Raw genomic sequence first — 18,586 nt, 5'->3', positions numbered from 1 at the left:
ATTTTACTTCCTTAATTTAGTTTGATTTACCGGGGTATTGTTGCTGAATTGCCACAAACTTGTCGATATTTTCCATAAATATTTGCATTAGCGAAGGATCAAACTGTTTCCCCGCCGCAGCTTGCATCGCGTCCTTCACTTGGTCGATTGGCCAGGCTGGCTTGTACACTCTTTCATTAAACAGCGCATCAAAGGTATCAAGGATCGCCATTAACCGGCTTTCAATGCTAATTTGTTCACCCTGAAGCCCGTCAGGATAGCCCTGACCATCCCAGCGTTCATGGTGGTGCCGGGCCAACTGGGCGGCAAGTTTAATAATCGGCCGCTTGGAATCCTTGAACACCTGATAACCAAATTCCGCATGCATCTGAATCTGATGAAACTCATCATCGGTTAACGATTCAGACTTATTGAGGATAGCTCGCGGCACATAAGAGTTACCCACATCGTGCAATGGCGCTGCCATTAGTAACATTTGCAGATCGCGGTCGTCCATGCCCGCCTCAATGGCGAAGGTTTCAGTCATGGCCACGATCCGCTTAACATGATTGCCGTCGAGCTCACGGCCATCTAACGCCTGCCCGAGCCGCTGCACGATTTCATTTTGTGTATCATGAACTTCCCGGGTGTTTAGTAAATTATCAAAGGCGATTTGCACATTTTCAGAAAACTTGCGAACCAGACGAATATCCATTTCGTTTACTGGTCGGGGTAAGCCAGTAAGAAACAATAGCGAACCGCGGTTTACATTGCTTTTGCAATAAGCGACCAGGTGTTCTTCTGCATATACCACTTCCTTGCGTTGCAACGCCTGTCTGCACAAATCATATTCAAAATCAGACAGCGATTCACGTAGCCGTCCTCCTTCTTTGCCGGCGTATTCACCATTACCGGCAAAAATGTATAAATCACCAAGTGTCCCTATCGGTTTGGACACCGCGATCGCTGAGGTAATGTAGGCAGCATTTTTTGCGCCGCCCAGAATAGACGCCAGTTGTTGAATTAATCCCTGCATAAATCGCTCAAGAGAGCGTGACGAAAACAAATCTGCTGAAGCATCGATGATCTTTTCCAATCCCGCTCTTGCTTCTTCAATCACAATGATATCGCGGTAGGAACGCAGTGCAGCGATAATAACGGTAAAGAGTTTTTGAGCGGTGAGTTCAGTTTTCGATTTGTAATCATTAATGTCGTAGTTAATGATTACGTCTTTCTCAGGCGCCTGGCCTGGCTGACCGGTACGTAGAATAATGCGCGTAAAATGGTTTTCTAAATCGTTTCTGATGTAATCTGCAACACGCAAACCAGCATCATCAGATTCCATTACTACGTCCAGCAGCACCACTGCGATGTCGTTGTGCTCGCGGAACATACGACGGGCTTCTTCGCCATCGTAGGCACTTAAAAAGGTGAGCGCGCGACCATTTAACGTAAAATCATTTAAAGCCAGCCGGGTTACGGCGTGAACCTCAGGCTCGTCGTCAACAATCAACACCTTCCAGTAACCGAGTTCTCCCTGCTCTGGCTCGTCATCTTCTTCTACAAACAAAACATCATCATCGTTCATTTAACGCATCCCTTTAATGTCTTATCAACCATATGGGCCACCCTGACTACTTAGCGTGCAGCGTGTTAAAGCTGGCTTAACTACGTACTGGCAATACTCGCCGACTTACCACTTTTTCAGACACATATCATATAGTTATACAAGCCGTCGACTCAGAAGTATAGTGCATTGGCGAGAACTGTCCAAAACCTTATTCTATCCACTGTCCAAGGGTAATGCGATTGTGTCCGTTGAGGTCTTGTATGGCCTTACAGCCCGAAAAACCGCGTTGTTGCATGAGCGATTTTACTGCCTGATGTTGCGTATGACCATGTTCAATTAATAACCAACCGCATTGCGCCAACCGCTCTGGTGATTCAGCCACAATATGCCGGATGTCGTCCAGACCATCATCTCCCGCAGTTAACGCCGAATGAGGCTCGAATCGAACGTCACCTCGCCGCAAATACGGACTATCAGATTCTACGTAGGGAGGATTAGTCACGATCAAATCGTATCGCACATCACTTGGAAGCGCGCTAAACCAATGACTTACCTGCCACTCAACACCGTCGATGTGATTCAACAAGGCATTACTTTTTGCCAGACTAATGGCGTCAGCAATGCGATCAACACCTGTAATTTTCCAACCAGGGCGCTCATAAGCCAGCGCCAGCGCAATCGCGCCGGTCCCCGTGCCTAAATCGCATACCCTGGCATTGGCTGGAATTTCCAGTGCCAATGCAGCTTCTACAAGGGATTCGGTTTCTGGTCGGGGTATTAACGTTGTGGCATTACACTGTAATAGCAAATCCCAGAACTGACGTTTACCAGTGAGGTAGGCTACCGGAATACCCTGTTGGCGTTGTTCCACTAAGCGAACCAGCGCTGCATGTTGAGCCAGAGAAAGTAACTTCTCCGGCCAGGTATATAAGTAGCTCTGCTGGCAATCCAGCACATGACATACCAACACACGGGCATCCACCGCAGGCGACTCCCCATCTTGTAGAGAGTGCACCGCCCAACGGATTGCGTCAGAAATGGAAATACCCGGATCGGCGGACACTTAGTTATCTGCCAGAGACGCCAATAGATCGGCCTGATGTTCCTGACGAATAGGCTCAATTAACGCACCTAAACTGCCTTCCATTACTTCGTCAAGGCGGTATAAGGTAAGGTTGATACGGTGATCAGTAACCCGTCCCTGTGGGAAGTTATACGTGCGAATTCGTTCGGAACGGTCGCCACTGCCTACCAGATTTCGACGTGTTGACGCTTCTTCTGCTGCGCGCTTATCCTGCTCCATCTGATTCAGGCGAGCTTGCAATACCGACATCGCTTTAGCGCGGTTTTTGTGTTGTGAACGTTCATCCTGACATTCCACTACCACGCCGGTTGGTAAGTGGGTTACGCGAATGGCCGAGTCGGTTTTGTTAACGTGCTGACCACCCGCACCCGAGGCGCGAAAGGTGTCTACACGTAAATCGGCCGGGTTAATTTCAATGGCCTCAGATTCGGGAATTTCAGGCAGTACGGCAATGGTACAGGCTGACGTATGAATACGCCCTTGCGACTCAGTTTCAGGCACACGCTGAACCCGGTGACCACCTGATTCAAATTTTAGAATGCCATACACACCATCACCCGACACATTGGCAATGACTTCTTTGAAGCCACCGTGTTCGCCTTCGTTTGCACTGATCAATTCTACCCGCCACCCCTTAGTTTCTGCGTAGCGGCTGTACATACGGAATAAATCGCCAGCAAAAATCGCCGCTTCGTCTCCGCCTGCACCAGCGCGAATTTCCAGGAAGCAGCTGTGATCGTCATTTGGGTCACGAGGTAATAACAGGATTTGCAGTTCAGATTCCAGGCGCTCTATTTCTAATTTAGCCGCCTTAATCTCTTCCTGGGCCATTTCACGCATTTCAGCATCGTCTTCCTGCAGCATTTCCTGAGCAGAAGCCAGATTATCTTCTGCCTGACGATACGCATTAAATCCCGCCACCACGTCTTCTAACTGGCTGAACTCTTTAGACAGCGCCCGGAATTTATCCTGGTTGCTAATCGTGCCAGGATCACCCAATAATGCCTGCACCTCGGCAAAGCGTTCAACGAGGTTTTCCAATTTTCGGACTACGGATTCTTTCATATTATTCCTGATATATGTGTAACGATTACCTGTTGTCAGGATTGTCCAGTTCAAACGCCTTTGCCAGCCAGCGGGTGGTGCGTTGATCAACCTGAGTTGAGGCATCACGCAACGCTCGGGTCGGTGCGTGAAGTAATGCATTGGTTAATTTATAGGCCAGTTCTTCCACTACGTCTTGTGCTGTCTGGCCTTCCTGTAGTTGTTTTAACGCTTTGTCGAGTAATTCCTGTCTTTGCTGATTTCCGCGATCGCGGTACTGTTTAACCAGATCAACACTCTGACGGGACTGCTGCCATTGTAAAAAGCTTCCAACCTGCTGCTCAATAATTACCTGCGCCTGCGCAGCGGCCTGTTCACGCGACGCCATGTTTTGCTGCACGATATGTTGCAAATCATCCACGGTATATAAATAGGCGTCACCTAATTCATTTACCTGTGCTTCAATGTCACGTGGCACCGCTAAATCCACCATAAACATGGGTAAATTGCGGCGTTGCTTGAGTGCGTCTTCAACCATCCCTTTGCCTATCAGCGGCAATTGGCTGGCTGTTGAACTGATCACAATGTCAAATTGATGCAGTTTTTCGGGCAGTTGACTCAGGGTCATCACTTCAGCGCCCAACGCCCCTGCCAGATTTTCAGCACGCGCCAGTGTCCGGTTGGCAACAGCCAGTCGTTTAACGCCCTGCTCTTTCAAATGCTGCGCTACCAGCTCAATGGTTTCACCTGCGCCCACTAATAAGACCGAGCGTTCAGGTAGCCGGGCGAATATATGTTTGGCCAACTGCACCGCTGCATACGCCACAGACACCGCATTAGCCCCAATTTCTGTCTCACTGCGCACACGCTTGGCTACAGTAAAGGTATGCTGGAACAGTTTGTCAAACTGCGTACTGACTAACCCTGAGTGACGGGCATGGTTATAGGCTTGTTTTATCTGCCCCAGAATTTGTGGTTCACCCAATACCAGAGAATCCAGCCCGCACGCTACCCGCATAATGTGTTCAATGGCAGCGTTTTGCTCATAGATGTATGCGTTGGCAATCAGTTGCTGGCGATCAACGTTGTGAAATGAGGCAAGCCAGTCGATTAACCTGTCTGTATCCACTTTATCGGCAGCCACATAAAGCTCAGTCCGGTTGCAGGTAGATACAATCACCGACTCTTCAACGCCATCGAAGGATTTTAACGATGACAGCGCCTCAACCAGCGAATCCGGTGTAAACGCGACTTTTTCACGCAGTTCTACCGGTGCAGTTTTGTGGTTTATTCCGAGGGCAATCAGGGTCATGAGGTTCGACAACAGCTATAATGGAGCGGCATTGTACGAAAAACCCAAAATGATTGAAAGTGCTGGTAGTTCTATGTTCCACTATCGTTTTAATAGAATTTTTAGGTTTGACCGTGTTTCGACGCCTTTTTGTCTGGTTTTTCATCATTGTTGTGAGTGGCTGTGCAACACGCCTGCCACAACCGGAAGGTACGGTAGATTTACCCGAACAGCTAGCCAGACTCAACAAAATGGAAGTCTGGACAATCAGTGGCAAGCTGGCAATTAAACATCCGGATCAATCATTAAGTGCCAATCTTCGCTGGCAAACTCAGCAACAAGATTTTGAATTCCGCTTGAGTAATTTTCTGGGAATGACGCTGGTAGACATGCAGAACTCCCGCGACGGTGCGGTACTGGAGGCGGATGGAGAAACGTATCGCGACCCCAGCGCCAGTTTATTGCTTTATCAGATGACGGGCTGGGACATTCCGGTTAATCAGCTGTTGAGCTGGATAAAAGGTGTCCCCAAAGCCACTGATTCTTATCAGTTGGACGAAAACGGACTGGTTTCAATGTTAAAACCAGCCTGCCAGCGATGTGCAGGATGGATAGTTAATTACAGCAAATATCAACAGGTTGACGATGTGTGGTTACCCCATGCCCTTACGTTAACCAATCCACAGCAACCCGAACACCTGATTAAAATCCGAATAGATAAATGGAAAATCAATTAACCCCTGACTGGTGGCCAAGTCCCGCCAAACTCAATTTATTTTTGCATATTCTGGGGCGTTATCCGAATGGCTATCATCAATTACAAAGCCTGTTTCAAATGCTTGACACGGGCGATAGGCTAGCATTCAACATAAACTCTACCGGCAAGATCAGCATCAAACCCGACATTCCCGGAGTGAATACCGAGGATAACTTAATTTACCGCGCTGCGCGGTTACTGCAGGACCACTGCCCTCATCCTTTTGGTGCTGATATTTTGTTGGACAAACAATTACCTATGGGCGGTGGCATTGGTGGTGGATCATCAAATGCGGCAACCACTCTGGTTGCATTAAATCATTACTGGCAATGTGGCCTTAGCACGACTAAACTGGCTGAACTAGGCTTGAAACTAGGTGCCGATGTTCCGATTTTTGTACACGGGAAAACTGCATTTGCAGGCGGCGTAGGTGAAGATATTTATCCTACAACGTTGCCAGAGCAACCTTATTTAGTAGTGTTTCCGGGCGTTCACGTAGGCACGGCAGAGGTTTTCGGCCATCCTGATTTGCCAAGAAACACGCCGTCGATGCAGTGGTGCGATTACGATTTTGAGTCAACCCGTAATGATTGCCAGCTAATTGTATGCAATGCGCATCCGGAAGTTGCAAAATTATTACAGTGGTTGGTACACTACGCACCGTCGCGGATGACGGGCACGGGCGCGTGTGTATTTGCCAGATTTGAGACAGTAGGTCAGGCCTTGGATGTGCAAAAAAAATTGCCGTCAACATGGTCGGGATTCGTCGCAAATGGTGTGAATATTTCGCCGCTTTTACTAAAATTAGAACAAGTGTCACAAGCCTGACGACAACAATTTGATGGGGTATAGCCAAGTTGGTAAGGCAGCGGGTTTTGATCCCGCCATCCGTTGGTTCGAGTCCAGCTACCCCAGCCACCTCCTACTATTAAAGCACCGAGGAAACACTTGTGCCAGACATGAAGCTCTTTGCAGGTAACGCGATTCCTGAATTAGCCCAGAAAGTTGCCGATCGCCTTTATACTAAGCTTGGCAATGCCACCGTCGGCCGTTTTAGTGACGGCGAGATCGCAGTAGAAATTCATGAAAACGTCCGTGGTTCGGACGTTTTTATTATCCAGTCTACCTGCGCGCCCACCAATGATAACCTGATGGAACTGATCGTGATGATCGACGCTCTGCGCCGCGCATCAGCGGGTCGTATTACTGCGGTTATCCCGTACTTTGGCTATGCCCGTCAGGACCGTCGAGTTCGCTCTGCGCGTGTACCGATTACCGCCAAAGTGGTTGCGGATTTCCTGTCAAATGTAGGCGTTGACCGCGTGCTTACTATCGACCTGCACGCTGAGCAGATCCAGGGCTTCTTTGATGTACCGGTAGACAACGCTTTCGGTACACCCATTTTGTTAAACGACATGGTGCAGCGTGATTTCGTTAGCCCGGTTGTAGTGTCACCCGACATCGGTGGTGTAGTAAGAGCTCGTGCCACCGCTAAACTGTTGAACGACACCGATTTGGCCATTATCGATAAGCGTCGTCCGAAAGCCAACGTTGCTCAGGTTATGAACATCATTGGTGATGTACAGGACCGCGATTGTATTATTGTTGACGATATGATCGACACCGGCGGCACCCTCGCCAAAGCGGCCGACGCACTGAAGCAACACGGTGCACGTAAAGTCTATGCTTATGCCACTCACGCGATTTTCTCTGGCAATGCGGCTAACAACTTAAGAGATTCTGTGATTGATGAAATTATTATCACTGACTCTATCCCTTTGTCGGCCGAAATGCGCGCCATTGGCAAGGTAAAGCAGCTGACCTTGTCGGAAATGCTGGCTGAAACCATTCGTCGTATCAGCAACGAAGAATCAATCTCGGCCATGTTTGAATACTAAGCCGTATATACAAACCCGGGCTTTCGCGCTGATAACCCGGGTTTATTCTTACCCCGTCTTATTTACATCACTTGTCAGGCCCGTTACAGTTTGCCCTCGTTAAATAAATGAGCGCAACGCATGTCACACCTGGCCGACTATTTACCTTCGCTTATCACGCTTTGCGTTATTGGTTTAGGTCTGACATTTCTTCACTGGCTGCTGATTAAGCGCAACACACACCTTACCAGCGATAAATCCCTGCCGCGCCAGTTGATTATGCTATTGCTGACACTGGTGAGTGTGATTGCTTTTGTTCTGTCGCTGCCATTAAGTGAAGCTATTCAAAATCAAATCCTTGCGCTGATTGGTATTTTACTTTCCGGAGTAATTGCGTTTTCCTCTACCACTATTGTGTCAAATGTGATGGCGGGACTGGTATTGCGATTTAATAAACCATTTCGGATTGGCGATTTTGTGAGAGTGAATGGATTTTCTGGCCGGGTAGCAGAAATGGGTTTACTCGAAACAGAAATTCAAACTGAAACCCGCGAATTAATTGCCTTCGCCAATACCATTTTAATTAATAGCCCTGTAACCGTAGTACGTTCCTCTGGCGCCATTGTCTCCGTGGAATTAAGCCTGGGCTACGAACTTCACCACAGCACCGTTGAAAAACACTTATTAAAAGCTGGCACTGACGCAGGCCTTGAAGAACCTTTTGTGCAAGTGATCAGCCTTGGTGATTTCTCCGTTACCTATCGCGTTGCCGGATTACTTACCGATGTAAAAAGCCTCCTAAGCGCACGTTCGAAGCTGCATAAAGCCGTGCTTGATAATCTGCATCATGCCGGCATTGAAATTGTTTCACCCACGTTTGTGAATTCGCGCCCTCAACCAGATGGAAGAGTAATGATCCCTGCTCGCAAGAAAGTTTCCAAGGCTCAAACAACTGACTCGGCCTTACCTGAAGAAATGATTTTTGATAAGGCAGAGGAAGCGGAATCGGTTCAGCGCGACAAGATGTCAATTGAAGCTGAATTAGCTGAAATTCAAACGCAGATGTCACAGGCCGATAGCGAAACAAAAAACCAATTAAAAGCACGCAAAGAAGCACTCAGGCTGGCTTTAGCTGCGTTGGCGGCACCAGTGCAACCTGAAGAGACCACAGTAGCGCCCAACATCTCCCCGCAGCAGAGCGACTAAGGCTGCGACATAATTGAATTAAGCACTTTAGTGAAAGCCGCTTCGTCTATGGGTTTGGTTAGAAAGTGTGTCATACCAGCAGCAAAGCAGGCTGCGCTGTCTTCAGGCATCACATTGGCAGTTAACGCAATAATAGGTGTACGCCTGAATAGCGGTAACAACCTGATTTGACGCGTGGCTTCCAGCCCATCCATCTCTGGCATTTGCATATCCATGAAAATAATATCGGCGTGATTCACTTTGCAAAAATCAACTGCTTCCTTGCCATTATTGGCCAAAGCCACATTGGTAAAGCCAAGATTGCGAAGCATTGCTTTAACAACCAATTGATTTATTTCATTGTCTTCCGCTATGAGTACGCGCTGACTACCGTCCTGTCTGAATGAGACTTGTATTGCTTTATTGTGATCCAGTCGGCTGTGCACTGTTGCAATTGGCAGAGTTAAATCAAACGTGAAACTCGCCCCCTGTCCAGGTGTGCTGTCTACAGCAAGCTTTGCCCCCATTAACATTAACAGTTTATTTGAAATACTCAGCCCAAGCCCGGTTCCACCAAAACGACGGGTAATCGACGAATCCGCCTGTGAAAATGCATCAAACAAAGACGACAATTGATCCTTCTGAATACCTATGCCGGTATCTGAAACCGCAAATGTAATTGTGCAATTCAAGTCGTCATCAGGAACATTGGCTTGTTGCGTAATGAACAAGTTTACCTGCCCCTTTGAAGTGAACTTTACCGCATTGCTTAACAGGTTAATTAACACCTGTTTTATGCGGGTTACGTCCCCCATGAAATATTGCCGTGGCAAGGTATCGAGCCGGGGTACCGAAAAACCGATCCCCTTTTCTTTTGCCAGCGGATTGAATAAATGATTCAGCTCGATAATCATCTTGTACAAATCAAATGGTGCATGCTCCAACTGGATTTTGCCCGAGTCAATTTTGCTGAAGTCGAGAATATCGTTCAAAATCACCAGTAAACTTTTACCTGATGAGTCAATGATATCGAGCATTTCTTTTTGCTCAGTGGCCAGTTTGGTTTTCGACAGCAAACCCACCATGCCGAGAATGCCATTCATGGGAGTTCGAATTTCATGGCTCATATTGGCCAGAAACTCAGATTTAATTTTTGATGTATTCTCCGCTTCTTTTTTGGCCTTGAGTAAATCTTCACTCACTTCACGAAATTGCTGCGCGGCCCCAGCCAGCAGTCCGATTTCGTCCACGCGATGAGTATCGTGAATCGGAGCAGCCAAATCGCCCGAACGGAACGATTGAAACGACTCGGTTAACCGTTTAATCGCGTTGGTAATGTGAATATGGAAAAATAACCCAAAAATAATAAACAGAGTTAAGCCGATTACCACTGAGAGCTGAATAAGACGGTGGGTAACCGATACTGCATCTTCCCCCTGCCGTTTGATTTCATCGAGTAAGGCCAGCGAACGCTCGCGCAACTTGTTGGCCTGAATGGTAAATTCCACGGCATCACCGGCCATTACTACATTAACCAGCGATAAATAGTTGCGATTAGCCTGTACACTCTGCGCAAAATCACTCTGAAACTGCTCGCCCAGTTCTGCAAGCATGGTGAGTTCTGACTGATGCCTGCGTGTGAACGATTCGGAAAACTGTTCAACGTTTTGTTGCAGTGTACCCAGTGCATTTACCACAGCCCTGCGCTGCTGAAACTGCCGTTGACTCAAAAACAAGCTAGCAGCCTGATTCATTTGGTACCAGGCATTCAGCGCCTGACTTGCGTTTGTTTTGTCAATCGGAATAGTAGCTTGTGCCAGTAATGCCTGAATAACCTCTTCGCCGTGTTGAAATGTTGCAGGTAACGCCTGTGTTATGAGTGTATTTTTTGCTTCGTACAACGACTGCAACACATTGAGATTCTCACCGTAGCGATTTACCAGCAACTGCATGTCATTGATGGGTTCATTCACCGCGGGACTCACTATATTGCGCGAAACTATGTCCAGGCGCTGCTGAATACTGCTATGGGTTTCACGCATTTTTTCCAGGATGGCGGTATTACCAGATTGGCCAAACACCGAGACGTTACGTTGTAAATCAACAATGTCCTTGTTGATTTCAAGCACAAAAATGACATTGCTGGAAATCAGTAAAATACGCGATACGGACGTGTCTACCTGTTTAATCTTGCTGTTTAGCAATCCAAAATTAATTGCCAGAATAAGCAGAAATACTGCCAGCACTGCGGCCGCCTTCAAGGCAATGGAGGACTTCAGACTTGAAAGCATTCTATACAACCTGTTTAAGCATTGAGAAACTCATACCACCGGTCGAGGCTATAATCGTAATTATCCATTACCGTGTTCCAGACTGCGATATTGGAAAACCGTTTTGTATAGCTGCCACCATCTCTGCGCTCTCCGGCATTAACCGATTGTTTACCATCGGTGCCATTAAGTGAAACAGGCGCCTCTTTACCCTCATACCAGTAATCCCATTCTGCCTCGCTCATTAATGGTCTGCTGCGCTGAGGATTAGAAATGTAATACCCCTGACGGGCAATAAACGCCCCTGGATAACCAGACAACCACCAGTTCATATAGTCGTATGCGGCGTCTTTTACATAGCCTGAAGTGTGCGACGACAAACACATCACACCTTGCCAGGCCCGATATCCCTCTTTAGGTGCCGCATACCTGACAGGAATCCCCTGTCCCTTGCAAGCCGATACCCCAGGCGAAAACATACTTTGGATGTGAACGCGGCGATTCACCATAAACTCTACAGATTGAGGTACTGACGTCCAAAATCCGGCAAAGTGACCGCTTTGCTTTTTGTCTATCAGTATGGCGAAGAGTTGATCTATTTCAGATATTGTCATGTTGCCAATATCCTTAAATGTCACCAATCCTTGTGCCTGAGCAGCCAATGCCGCATCAAATATGCCAATGGTTGGGGCGTTTACGAGCGCTACTTTCCCGCGATTTGCATCGTCCAGTAACCAGCCCCAGGATTCTTCGGTATACCCCTGAGCCCTTTGGATAACACGCGTATCATAGCCAAAGGAATCCACATTGTGCACATAAGGCATAAAACTAATTTTATTTGTTGATTGGGGGCCTAACAGCCCATTTGACTGAACGAACAAAATTTTATCAGGCGCGTCACCCGCGCCGGTTTGAGCCTCGGGGCTAATCTTTCCTGTTTTGGTTAAACTGTTGATCTCTGGCCAGTATGTTAATCTGTCTACATCGAGCGCCTGAATTGCACCAGCATACCAGAGCACATTAATCGAATCTGACCATTGCTCGTATAAGTCGAACGAGCTGGGATCAGCTGACGCTTTTTGTAGTACGGCGGCACTGCCCATGGGTTCAAATTGAATATCTATACCCAGTTCCTGCATGGCACGGCGGCGAAGCGGCTCCTGCAAAGTAACATGTGTTCCCATTACACGCAGGGTAACTTTATTCCTGGCAAATACATAAGGAGCCTGGCTGAGGCAAACTGCTCCTGTTACGGCTGCTGCTGATTTTTTTAAAAATGAACGCCGGGGGTTTTGCATAATGCTATTCCGTCGAAAACCGTCTGTTTGTGCTTTCAGGCTAAAATCTTTGGTATAACTATAGATGATTTCTGCCTTTTTAAAGCGCGCGAGACAAAAAATCCAGCTTAGTGTAATTTATTCAACTCAAAAATAACTGAGAAAACACAATGCGCAATACACCTGGTCTACATTTAATCTGCTTAGCCTTGGCAATGATATGCAGTTTGCCAGGATGTAACCTTACCCAGGCAAATACTCAGAATGAATCCCCTACCAATCCCCCTATCGCAGATGGATCATCCCCTATGAAACAGGAAACCTTTCGCGGTACCATAGTGTACAAAACCCTCGAGGGCGGTTTTTATGCATTGCATTCCCAAGAGGCTCAACACTTTACCCTGAAGGACCTGCCAACGCCGTTTCGCCGGAATGGTTTAATCGTTGACGTAACCGGTTATATCGATAACAACGCCATTACCATCACTCAATACGGTAAGGTTTTCGTTGTGAGTTCAGTCATTATTATTGACGATAGCCAGGTAAACTCTATTGGTAAGCCCCATTGGTAACCCAGCCAAAGACCCAATCAACAAGCGACTTTAAGGTTTGTAACTTTATAGCTTGAGTGGTAGAATTCGCCGCCCTATAAATTCGGGGTTGGTAGTTTGTGTTACGGTTAGCCGGGTACATTCTGCACACTGCAGATTTTGGTCGCGAAATTCTGCTTAATTATCAATATATTAAATTGGAGACAGTCAATGTCTGATGCCATTTTTAATCTGGACGCGAAGATCCGTACAGACCTAGGGAAAGGTGCGAGCCGCCGCCTTCGTCACGCTGATCTGGTACCAGCTATCGTTTACGGTGGTGAAGAAGCACCTCTTTCTATTACGCTTGTGCACAATAAAGTAATGCAAGCGCTGGATTTTGAAGCGTTTTATTCACACGTTCTGACTCTGAACATCGAAGGCAAAGCAACTGAAGTTCTGCTGAAAGACGTTCAACGTCACCCGTACAAGCCTAAAGTAACTCACATGGACTTCCAGCGTGTTGTTGCTGGCCATCAGGTTCACACTTCTGTACCGCTGCACTTCATTAACGAAGCAACAGCTGCAGCAGTTAAAGCGGGCGGTGTTGCAGAACACCACGTAAACGAAGTAGAAATTACCTGCTTACCAAAAGACCTGCCTGAGTTCATCGAAGTTGATATGGCTAACATCGAACTAGGCCAAACTCTGCACCTGTCTGATCTGACTCTGCCAGCTGGCGTAAGTTCTGTTGAACTGGCCAAAGGCGATGATTCTCATGACCTGGCTGTAGTTACAGTTAAACCACCTAAAGGTGGCGCAGCTGAAGCAGAAGAAGACGCTGCTGGGGAATAATTCCTTTGGCAGACATACGTCTTATTGTGGGCCTGGGTAATCCGGGCCCCGAATACGAAAATACCCGCCATAATGCCGGTGCCTGGTTTTTAGACCAGCTCGCCGCAACGTTTCAGACCAGCTTAATCCCCGATAGCAAGTTTTTTGGTAAAACAGCACGCATAACAGTTGCTGGCCAGGATATCCGATTGCTGTATCCAACCACTTTTATGAACAGAAGTGGGCAGTCTGTTGCAGCATTAGCCAATTTTTATCGCATTGACCCCTCTCAAATGCTGGTGGCATTTGATGAACTGGATCTCCCTCCAGGCGTTGCCAAGTTCAAAATGGGCGGCAGTTCGAGTCAGAACGGCGTGCGTGATATCGTTGCCAAAATGGGGAACAATCGCGAATTTTTGCGACTGCGCATAGGCATAGGTCACCCGGGTCACAAAAGCAAAGTTACCGGCCACGTGCTGGGTAAACCTGCTGCTGCTGAACGCGAAGCCATAGTCAGTGCTATCGATGAATCGGTACGTTGTACCGAAATATTACTTAAAAATGATCTGAAAATGGCGCAAAATCGCCTGCACAGTTTTAAAGCAGATATAAACCTCTAATTTCAAGGGCTCCATCATGGGATTTAAATGTGGCATTGTTGGCCTGCCAAACGTTGGGAAATCAACGCTATTCAATGCATTGACCAAAGCGGGAATTGAAGCCGCTAACTTTCCATTCTGTACTATTGAACCGAACACAGGCGTGGTACCCGTGCCGGATCTACGTTTGGATAAATTGGCTGAAATCGTAAAGCCACAACGCGTTATCCCTACTACAATGGAATTTGTTGATATTGCAGGCTTGGTAGAAGGTGCTTCCAAAGGCGAAGGACTGGGAAACAAATTCCTGGCAAACATTCGTGAAACTGATGCAATTGGCCACGTTGTACGCTGTTTTGACAACGACAACATTGTGCATGTTGCTGGCAAGGTCAGCCCTAAAGACGATATCGACATTATTAACACTGAATTAGCGTTAGCTGATCTGGAAAGCACCGAAAAAGCCATTTTACGTGTTGCTAAGCGTGCCAAAGGTGGCGATGCCGACGCTAAATTTGAACTCAAAGTACTCGAAAAGATAAAACCGCATCTGGACGAAGGTCAATTGTTGCGCTCGCTGCCGCTGGAAAAAGAAGAAGTGGCCGCCATTAGCTACATGAATTTGCTTACGCTTAAGCCAACCATGTATATCGCAAATGTTAACGAAGACGGCTTTGAAAATAACCCTTATTTGGATCAGGTTAGCGCCATCGCAGAAGCCGAAAATGCGGTAGTTGTGGCCGTATGCGCAGCCATTGAATCTGACATCGCTGAGTTAGATGACGAAGAACGCGCCGAATTTATGGCCGACATGGGCCTGGAAGAACCCGGTCTTAATCGCGTGATCCGTGCAGGTTACAACTTGCTTACACTGCAAACTTATTTTACCGCCGGTGTAAAAGAGGTTCGCGCCTGGACTTTCCCAGCCGGATCAACGGCACCGCAGGCTGCCGGTAAAATCCATACAGACTTCGAAAAAGGCTTTATCCGCGCTGAAATCGTTGGTTACGACCACTTTGTTGAATTTAAAGGCGAGCAAGGTGCAAAAGACGCAGGAAAATGGCGTTTGGAAGGGAAAGAGTACATCGTGAAAGACGGCGATGTGATTCACTTCCGATTTAACGTATAGCCAGAAGCCCGGACACTGTCCGGGCTTTTTTATATACGTCATCACAAAACTGATTTTATCATTTCCTTTACATTTCACTCATGCAAACGCTAATCTGCGCTATGCTTAACGTTGAGGTAAGACAGGTAAGATTGGTGTCATGAAGTTGTACTTACGTGCTTTGTTATTGATATTGTTTTGTAGCAAGGCTTCGTTTGCCTTGGCCCCAGACGAGCAACAATCCGCACTCACTATAGTACGTGTACCTCATATCAGCAGGCAGGCGCAGCACGTTGAATACATTCACAAACTGCTGGAACTGGCCCTCAATAAAACCGAAGCCGAATTTGGCCCCTATCAGATACAATATCACGATACTGAAACCCTGCCGGAACGTCAGTTAAAGGGTCTGGAAGAAGGTGAACAGGTAAATGTGACTTTTTCCCATGCTAAAGCACGCTGGGACAACGCCGCAATTCGTGTACCCTTTCCGTTGGTTAAGGGGCTGGGAAGTGTTCGCTTTTTCTTTACTTTGCCCAAACACCTGCCCGCCCTGGCAACGGTTTCTTCATTAAAAGATTTCTACCAGTTTTCGCAAGGCCAGGGCCTTGGCTGGTCAACGGCTACAATCCTGGAGAGTAATAATTTTCGCGTTGTGTATGGCAGCCGTTATGTAGGCATGTTTGTTATGCTCGAAGCAGACCGTTTTGATCTGTTAATGCGAAGCGCTTTTGAACTGTTAGGCGAACAAGAGCATCTGCGCACACAACACCCGTCAATCACTTATGACCCACATACTGCCATGTTTACGTTTTTACCTATGTATTTTTACGTCTCAGATACGCAACCAGAACTCGCCACTCGATTGGAAAAAGGTCTCAAAAGCGCTTTCAAGAGCGGTGAGTTTGATAAGCTTTTTAATCAGTATTTCAAGGAAGCAGTGCAGTTTGCACTATCTCCGTCTGTTCGTGCACACTGGATAAGTAACTTTAATGTGACCACTGAACAATTTTACGAAGTAAAACCGTATTTATTACCGGCATTAGCAAACAAAATTGAACCCAATTTAGCGCCCAAATCGTAGTGTATCCGGCGATTTCAGGCTTATTTGGTGGAAATTGCAACACTGGCGCACAGATATTAAGCAGTTGAACAAATGTGATAAAAAAAGGGGTTGACGCACTAAGTTCATATACGCATAATACGCGCCACTTCCTGAGAGGGAAGTAAAACACTCGGAGGCTACGTAGCTCAGTTGGTTAGAGCACATCACTCATAATGATGGGGTCGCAAGTTCGAATCTCGCCGTAGCCACCAATCTCGCAAACCCATTATTTGGGTTTTTTAATGTGCGAGACACTGCGCGGAAGTGGTGAAATTGGTAGACACGCTGGATTTAGGTTCCAGTGCTTCACGGCGTGAGAGTTCAAGTCTCTCCTTCCGCACCATTTGGGGTATAGCCAAGTTGGTAAGGCAGCGGGTTTTGATCCCGCCATCCGTTGGTTCGAGTCCAGCTACCCCAGCCATTTTTCGTTATGTTGATGCAATATCAGCTAACACACCCAGTTGATTGGGGTATAGCCAAGTTGGTAAGGCAGCGGGTTTTGATCCCGCCATCCGTTGGTTCGAGTCCAGCTACCCCAGCCATATTATAAAACGCCAGTCTCAGACTGGCGTTTTTGCTTTACAGGCCCCGTGAACACCGGCACACTTATACCCACATCACATAATTATAATTTTGTAATCTAACGGGAATTTCAGTGCTCAACGACATTGTTGCATTTATCAACAACATCCTATGGGGCGACGGTCAGGTACTCATCTATATGCTGGTTGCAGCAGGTATCTGGTTCACTGTTCGCTTAGGCGGTGTTCAGCTTCGCCATTTCGGCCACATGTTCACCCTTTTAAAAGGCAGTACTGCCAGCACAAAAGAAGGGATCAGCTCTTTTCAGGCGTTATGCACCAGTTTATCGGCTCGCGTGGGTACGGGTAACCTTGCAGGTGTAGCAGTTGCAATCTCACTGGGCGGTGCAGGCAGTATATTCTGGATGTGGGTAATCGCCTTTCTTGGTATGGCAACAGGTTTTGCCGAAAGTGTGCTTGGTCAGCTGTATAAAGTAAAAGATGACAACGGCGAGTATCGCGGTGGGCCAGCTTACTACATTAAACAGGGTCTCAATAAAACCTGGTTGGCAGTCGCCTTTTCTCTGTGTTTATTTTTGGGATACGGCTTTATTTTCTCTGCCGTTCAGGCCAACACTATTACCGACGCACTCAACAACGCGTACGATATTCCAACCAGTTATTCTGGCCTGGTTATTATTGCATTAGCAGCTTTGATTGTTGTAGGCGGACTGCGCGGCATTGCCCGGTTTGCTGAATGGGTTGTGCCGTTTATGGGCATCACCTACGTGCTGGCCGCTCTGTTGATTTGTGCGCTGAATTTAACCGAGTTACCCGCCATGTTCTGGAATATTATCCAGTCGGCCTTTGGCTTACAGGAAGCTGGCGCGGGGGCCATGGGTGCCGCAATAAAAAATGGTATTCAGCGTGGTTTGTACTCCAACGAAGCAGGCTCAGGTAGTGTGCCCCATGCTGCCGCAAGTGCTGCTCCCTACCCCAATCATCCGGTTTCTCAGGGCTATGTGCAGATGCTCGGCGTGTTTCTGGATACCATGATATTGTGTACCGCTACTGCGTTCATCATTTTATTGGCTGGCGGCAGCAGCAGCGAACAGATGGAAGGCATACGCTTAACCCAATCAGCCATGACCAGCCACATTGGTGAAGGAGGCGCAGACTTCGTCGCTGCCGCTATTTGCTTCTTCTCGTTTACCTCTGTAGTTGCCAATTACGCGTACGGCGAAAGCAACCTTCACATGTTTAAACTCGACAACAAAGCAGGTCGCACCGTGTATACCTGCGGTTACCTTATCATGATTTTCTGGGGCTCTATGGCAGCGCTGCCTGAGGTGTGGGCTGCAGCAGATATGGCATTAGGCTTAATGACCGTCATTAATATTATTGCCATTGTATGGATGACGCCCACTATTGTGAGCATTAGTAAAGATTACTTTGCCAAGAAAGATAAAGGCGAACTGCCTGAATACAAAACCGGTGATTGCCAGATCCAGGGCAAAACCGAAGACGGTATTTGGTAACACACTAACAATAAAGC

Annotated in this window: 16 protein-coding genes and 5 tRNA genes; 15 read left to right on the top strand and 6 right to left on the bottom strand. The window is 47.3% G+C overall.

Annotated features, from left to right (window positions below; translation table 11 throughout):
* Positions 1–16: 16 nt before the first annotated feature.
* The 4 genes from FJ444_RS03280 to hemA all read right to left on the bottom strand — a co-directional run bounded on the left by FJ444_RS03280 (position 17) and on the right by hemA (position 4,989).
* Entirely contained in the window at positions 17–1,567 is a 1,551-nt protein-coding gene (locus tag FJ444_RS03280; RefSeq protein ID WP_140956500.1) for a response regulator, read from the bottom strand.
* Positions 1,568–1,757: 190 nt separating this feature from the next.
* Complete coding sequence (gene prmC, locus FJ444_RS03275) at positions 1,758–2,612, bottom strand: peptide chain release factor N(5)-glutamine methyltransferase (RefSeq protein WP_140956499.1); 855 nt, start codon at positions 2,610–2,612, stop codon at positions 1,758–1,760.
* Positions 2,613–3,698 (bottom strand): peptide chain release factor 1, encoded by a 1,086-nt coding sequence (prfA, locus tag FJ444_RS03270; RefSeq protein WP_140956498.1) that lies wholly within the window; start codon positions 3,696–3,698, stop codon positions 2,613–2,615.
* A gap of 25 nt (positions 3,699–3,723) precedes the next feature.
* Positions 3,724–4,989 (bottom strand): glutamyl-tRNA reductase, encoded by a 1,266-nt coding sequence (hemA, locus tag FJ444_RS03265; RefSeq protein WP_140956497.1) that lies wholly within the window; start codon positions 4,987–4,989, stop codon positions 3,724–3,726.
* Positions 4,990–5,102: 113 nt separating this feature from the next.
* On the opposite strand from hemA, the gene lolB reads away from it, so the two are divergent.
* The 5 genes from lolB (at position 5,103) to FJ444_RS03240 (ending at position 8,808) form a co-directional block, all read left to right on the top strand.
* Positions 5,103–5,705: a lipoprotein insertase outer membrane protein LolB gene (gene lolB / locus FJ444_RS03260; protein WP_181405047.1), complete on the top strand. Its 603-nt coding sequence runs from the start codon at positions 5,103–5,105 to the stop codon at positions 5,703–5,705.
* Positions 5,690–6,553: a 4-(cytidine 5'-diphospho)-2-C-methyl-D-erythritol kinase gene (gene ispE, locus FJ444_RS03255; RefSeq protein ID WP_140956495.1), complete on the top strand. Its 864-nt coding sequence runs from the start codon at positions 5,690–5,692 to the stop codon at positions 6,551–6,553. Before lolB ends, ispE begins: the two co-directional genes overlap by 16 nt.
* A 14-nt stretch (positions 6,554–6,567) precedes the next feature.
* Positions 6,568–6,643: transfer RNA gene (locus tag FJ444_RS03250), tRNA-Gln, on the top strand.
* A 32-nt stretch (positions 6,644–6,675) separates the two neighbouring features.
* Positions 6,676–7,623: a ribose-phosphate pyrophosphokinase gene (locus FJ444_RS03245; RefSeq protein ID WP_140956494.1), complete on the top strand. Its 948-nt coding sequence runs from the start codon at positions 6,676–6,678 to the stop codon at positions 7,621–7,623.
* 120 nt (positions 7,624–7,743) lie between these two features.
* Entirely contained in the window at positions 7,744–8,808 is a 1,065-nt protein-coding gene (locus FJ444_RS03240; RefSeq protein ID WP_140956493.1) for a mechanosensitive ion channel family protein, read from the top strand.
* Here FJ444_RS03240 and FJ444_RS03235 read toward each other — a convergent pair.
* Together FJ444_RS03235 and FJ444_RS03230 are read right to left on the bottom strand one after the other, a co-directional pair.
* On the bottom strand, positions 8,805–11,078 hold the full coding sequence (locus FJ444_RS03235) for a hybrid sensor histidine kinase/response regulator (protein WP_140956492.1): 2,274 nt from the start codon (positions 11,076–11,078) through the stop codon (positions 8,805–8,807). The genes FJ444_RS03240 and FJ444_RS03235 overlap by 4 nt on opposite strands.
* Positions 11,079–11,092: 14 nt before the next feature.
* Entirely contained in the window at positions 11,093–12,355 is a 1,263-nt protein-coding gene (locus FJ444_RS03230; RefSeq protein ID WP_140956491.1) for a PotD/PotF family extracellular solute-binding protein, read from the bottom strand.
* Positions 12,356–12,642: 287 nt separating this feature from the next.
* Here FJ444_RS03230 and FJ444_RS03225 point away from each other — a divergent pair, with 287 nt between their 5' ends.
* The 10 genes from FJ444_RS03225 to FJ444_RS03180 all read left to right on the top strand — a co-directional run bounded on the left by FJ444_RS03225 (position 12,643) and on the right by FJ444_RS03180 (position 18,569).
* Positions 12,643–12,906, top strand: a complete 264-nt coding sequence (locus tag FJ444_RS03225; protein WP_140956490.1) for a hypothetical protein — start codon at positions 12,643–12,645, stop codon at positions 12,904–12,906.
* A 189-nt stretch (positions 12,907–13,095) separates the two neighbouring features.
* Entirely contained in the window at positions 13,096–13,719 is a 624-nt protein-coding gene (locus FJ444_RS03220; RefSeq protein WP_140956489.1) for a 50S ribosomal protein L25/general stress protein Ctc, read from the top strand.
* A gap of 5 nt (positions 13,720–13,724) precedes the next feature.
* Entirely contained in the window at positions 13,725–14,318 is a 594-nt protein-coding gene (pth, locus tag FJ444_RS03215) for an aminoacyl-tRNA hydrolase (RefSeq protein ID WP_140956488.1), read from the top strand.
* A 16-nt stretch (positions 14,319–14,334) separates the two neighbouring features.
* A complete protein-coding gene (ychF, locus tag FJ444_RS03210; protein ID WP_140956487.1) occupies positions 14,335–15,426 on the top strand; it encodes a redox-regulated ATPase YchF in 1,092 nt (363 codons plus the stop codon).
* A gap of 139 nt (positions 15,427–15,565) precedes the next feature.
* Positions 15,566–16,489, top strand: coding sequence for a hypothetical protein (locus tag FJ444_RS03205; protein WP_140956486.1), 924 nt, complete (start codon positions 15,566–15,568; stop codon positions 16,487–16,489).
* 156 nt (positions 16,490–16,645) lie between these two features.
* Positions 16,646–16,722 (top strand) — tRNA-Met (locus tag FJ444_RS03200).
* Positions 16,723–16,768: 46 nt separating this feature from the next.
* Positions 16,769–16,853, top strand: a tRNA-Leu gene (locus FJ444_RS03195).
* Positions 16,854–16,855: 2 nt separating this feature from the next.
* Positions 16,856–16,931 (top strand) — tRNA-Gln (locus FJ444_RS03190).
* Between the two features lie 45 nt (positions 16,932–16,976).
* Positions 16,977–17,052 (top strand) — tRNA-Gln (locus tag FJ444_RS03185).
* A gap of 113 nt (positions 17,053–17,165) precedes the next feature.
* Positions 17,166–18,569: a sodium:alanine symporter family protein gene (locus FJ444_RS03180; RefSeq protein WP_140956485.1), complete on the top strand. Its 1,404-nt coding sequence runs from the start codon at positions 17,166–17,168 to the stop codon at positions 18,567–18,569.
* The last annotated feature ends 17 nt before the right edge of the window (positions 18,570–18,586 follow it).

This window comes from Aestuariibacter sp. GS-14, from assembly GCF_006494365.1.
Lineage (GTDB): Bacteria > Pseudomonadota > Gammaproteobacteria > Enterobacterales > Alteromonadaceae > Alteromonas > Alteromonas mangrovi.
This window is presented reverse-complemented; position numbering and strand designations above follow the sequence as displayed.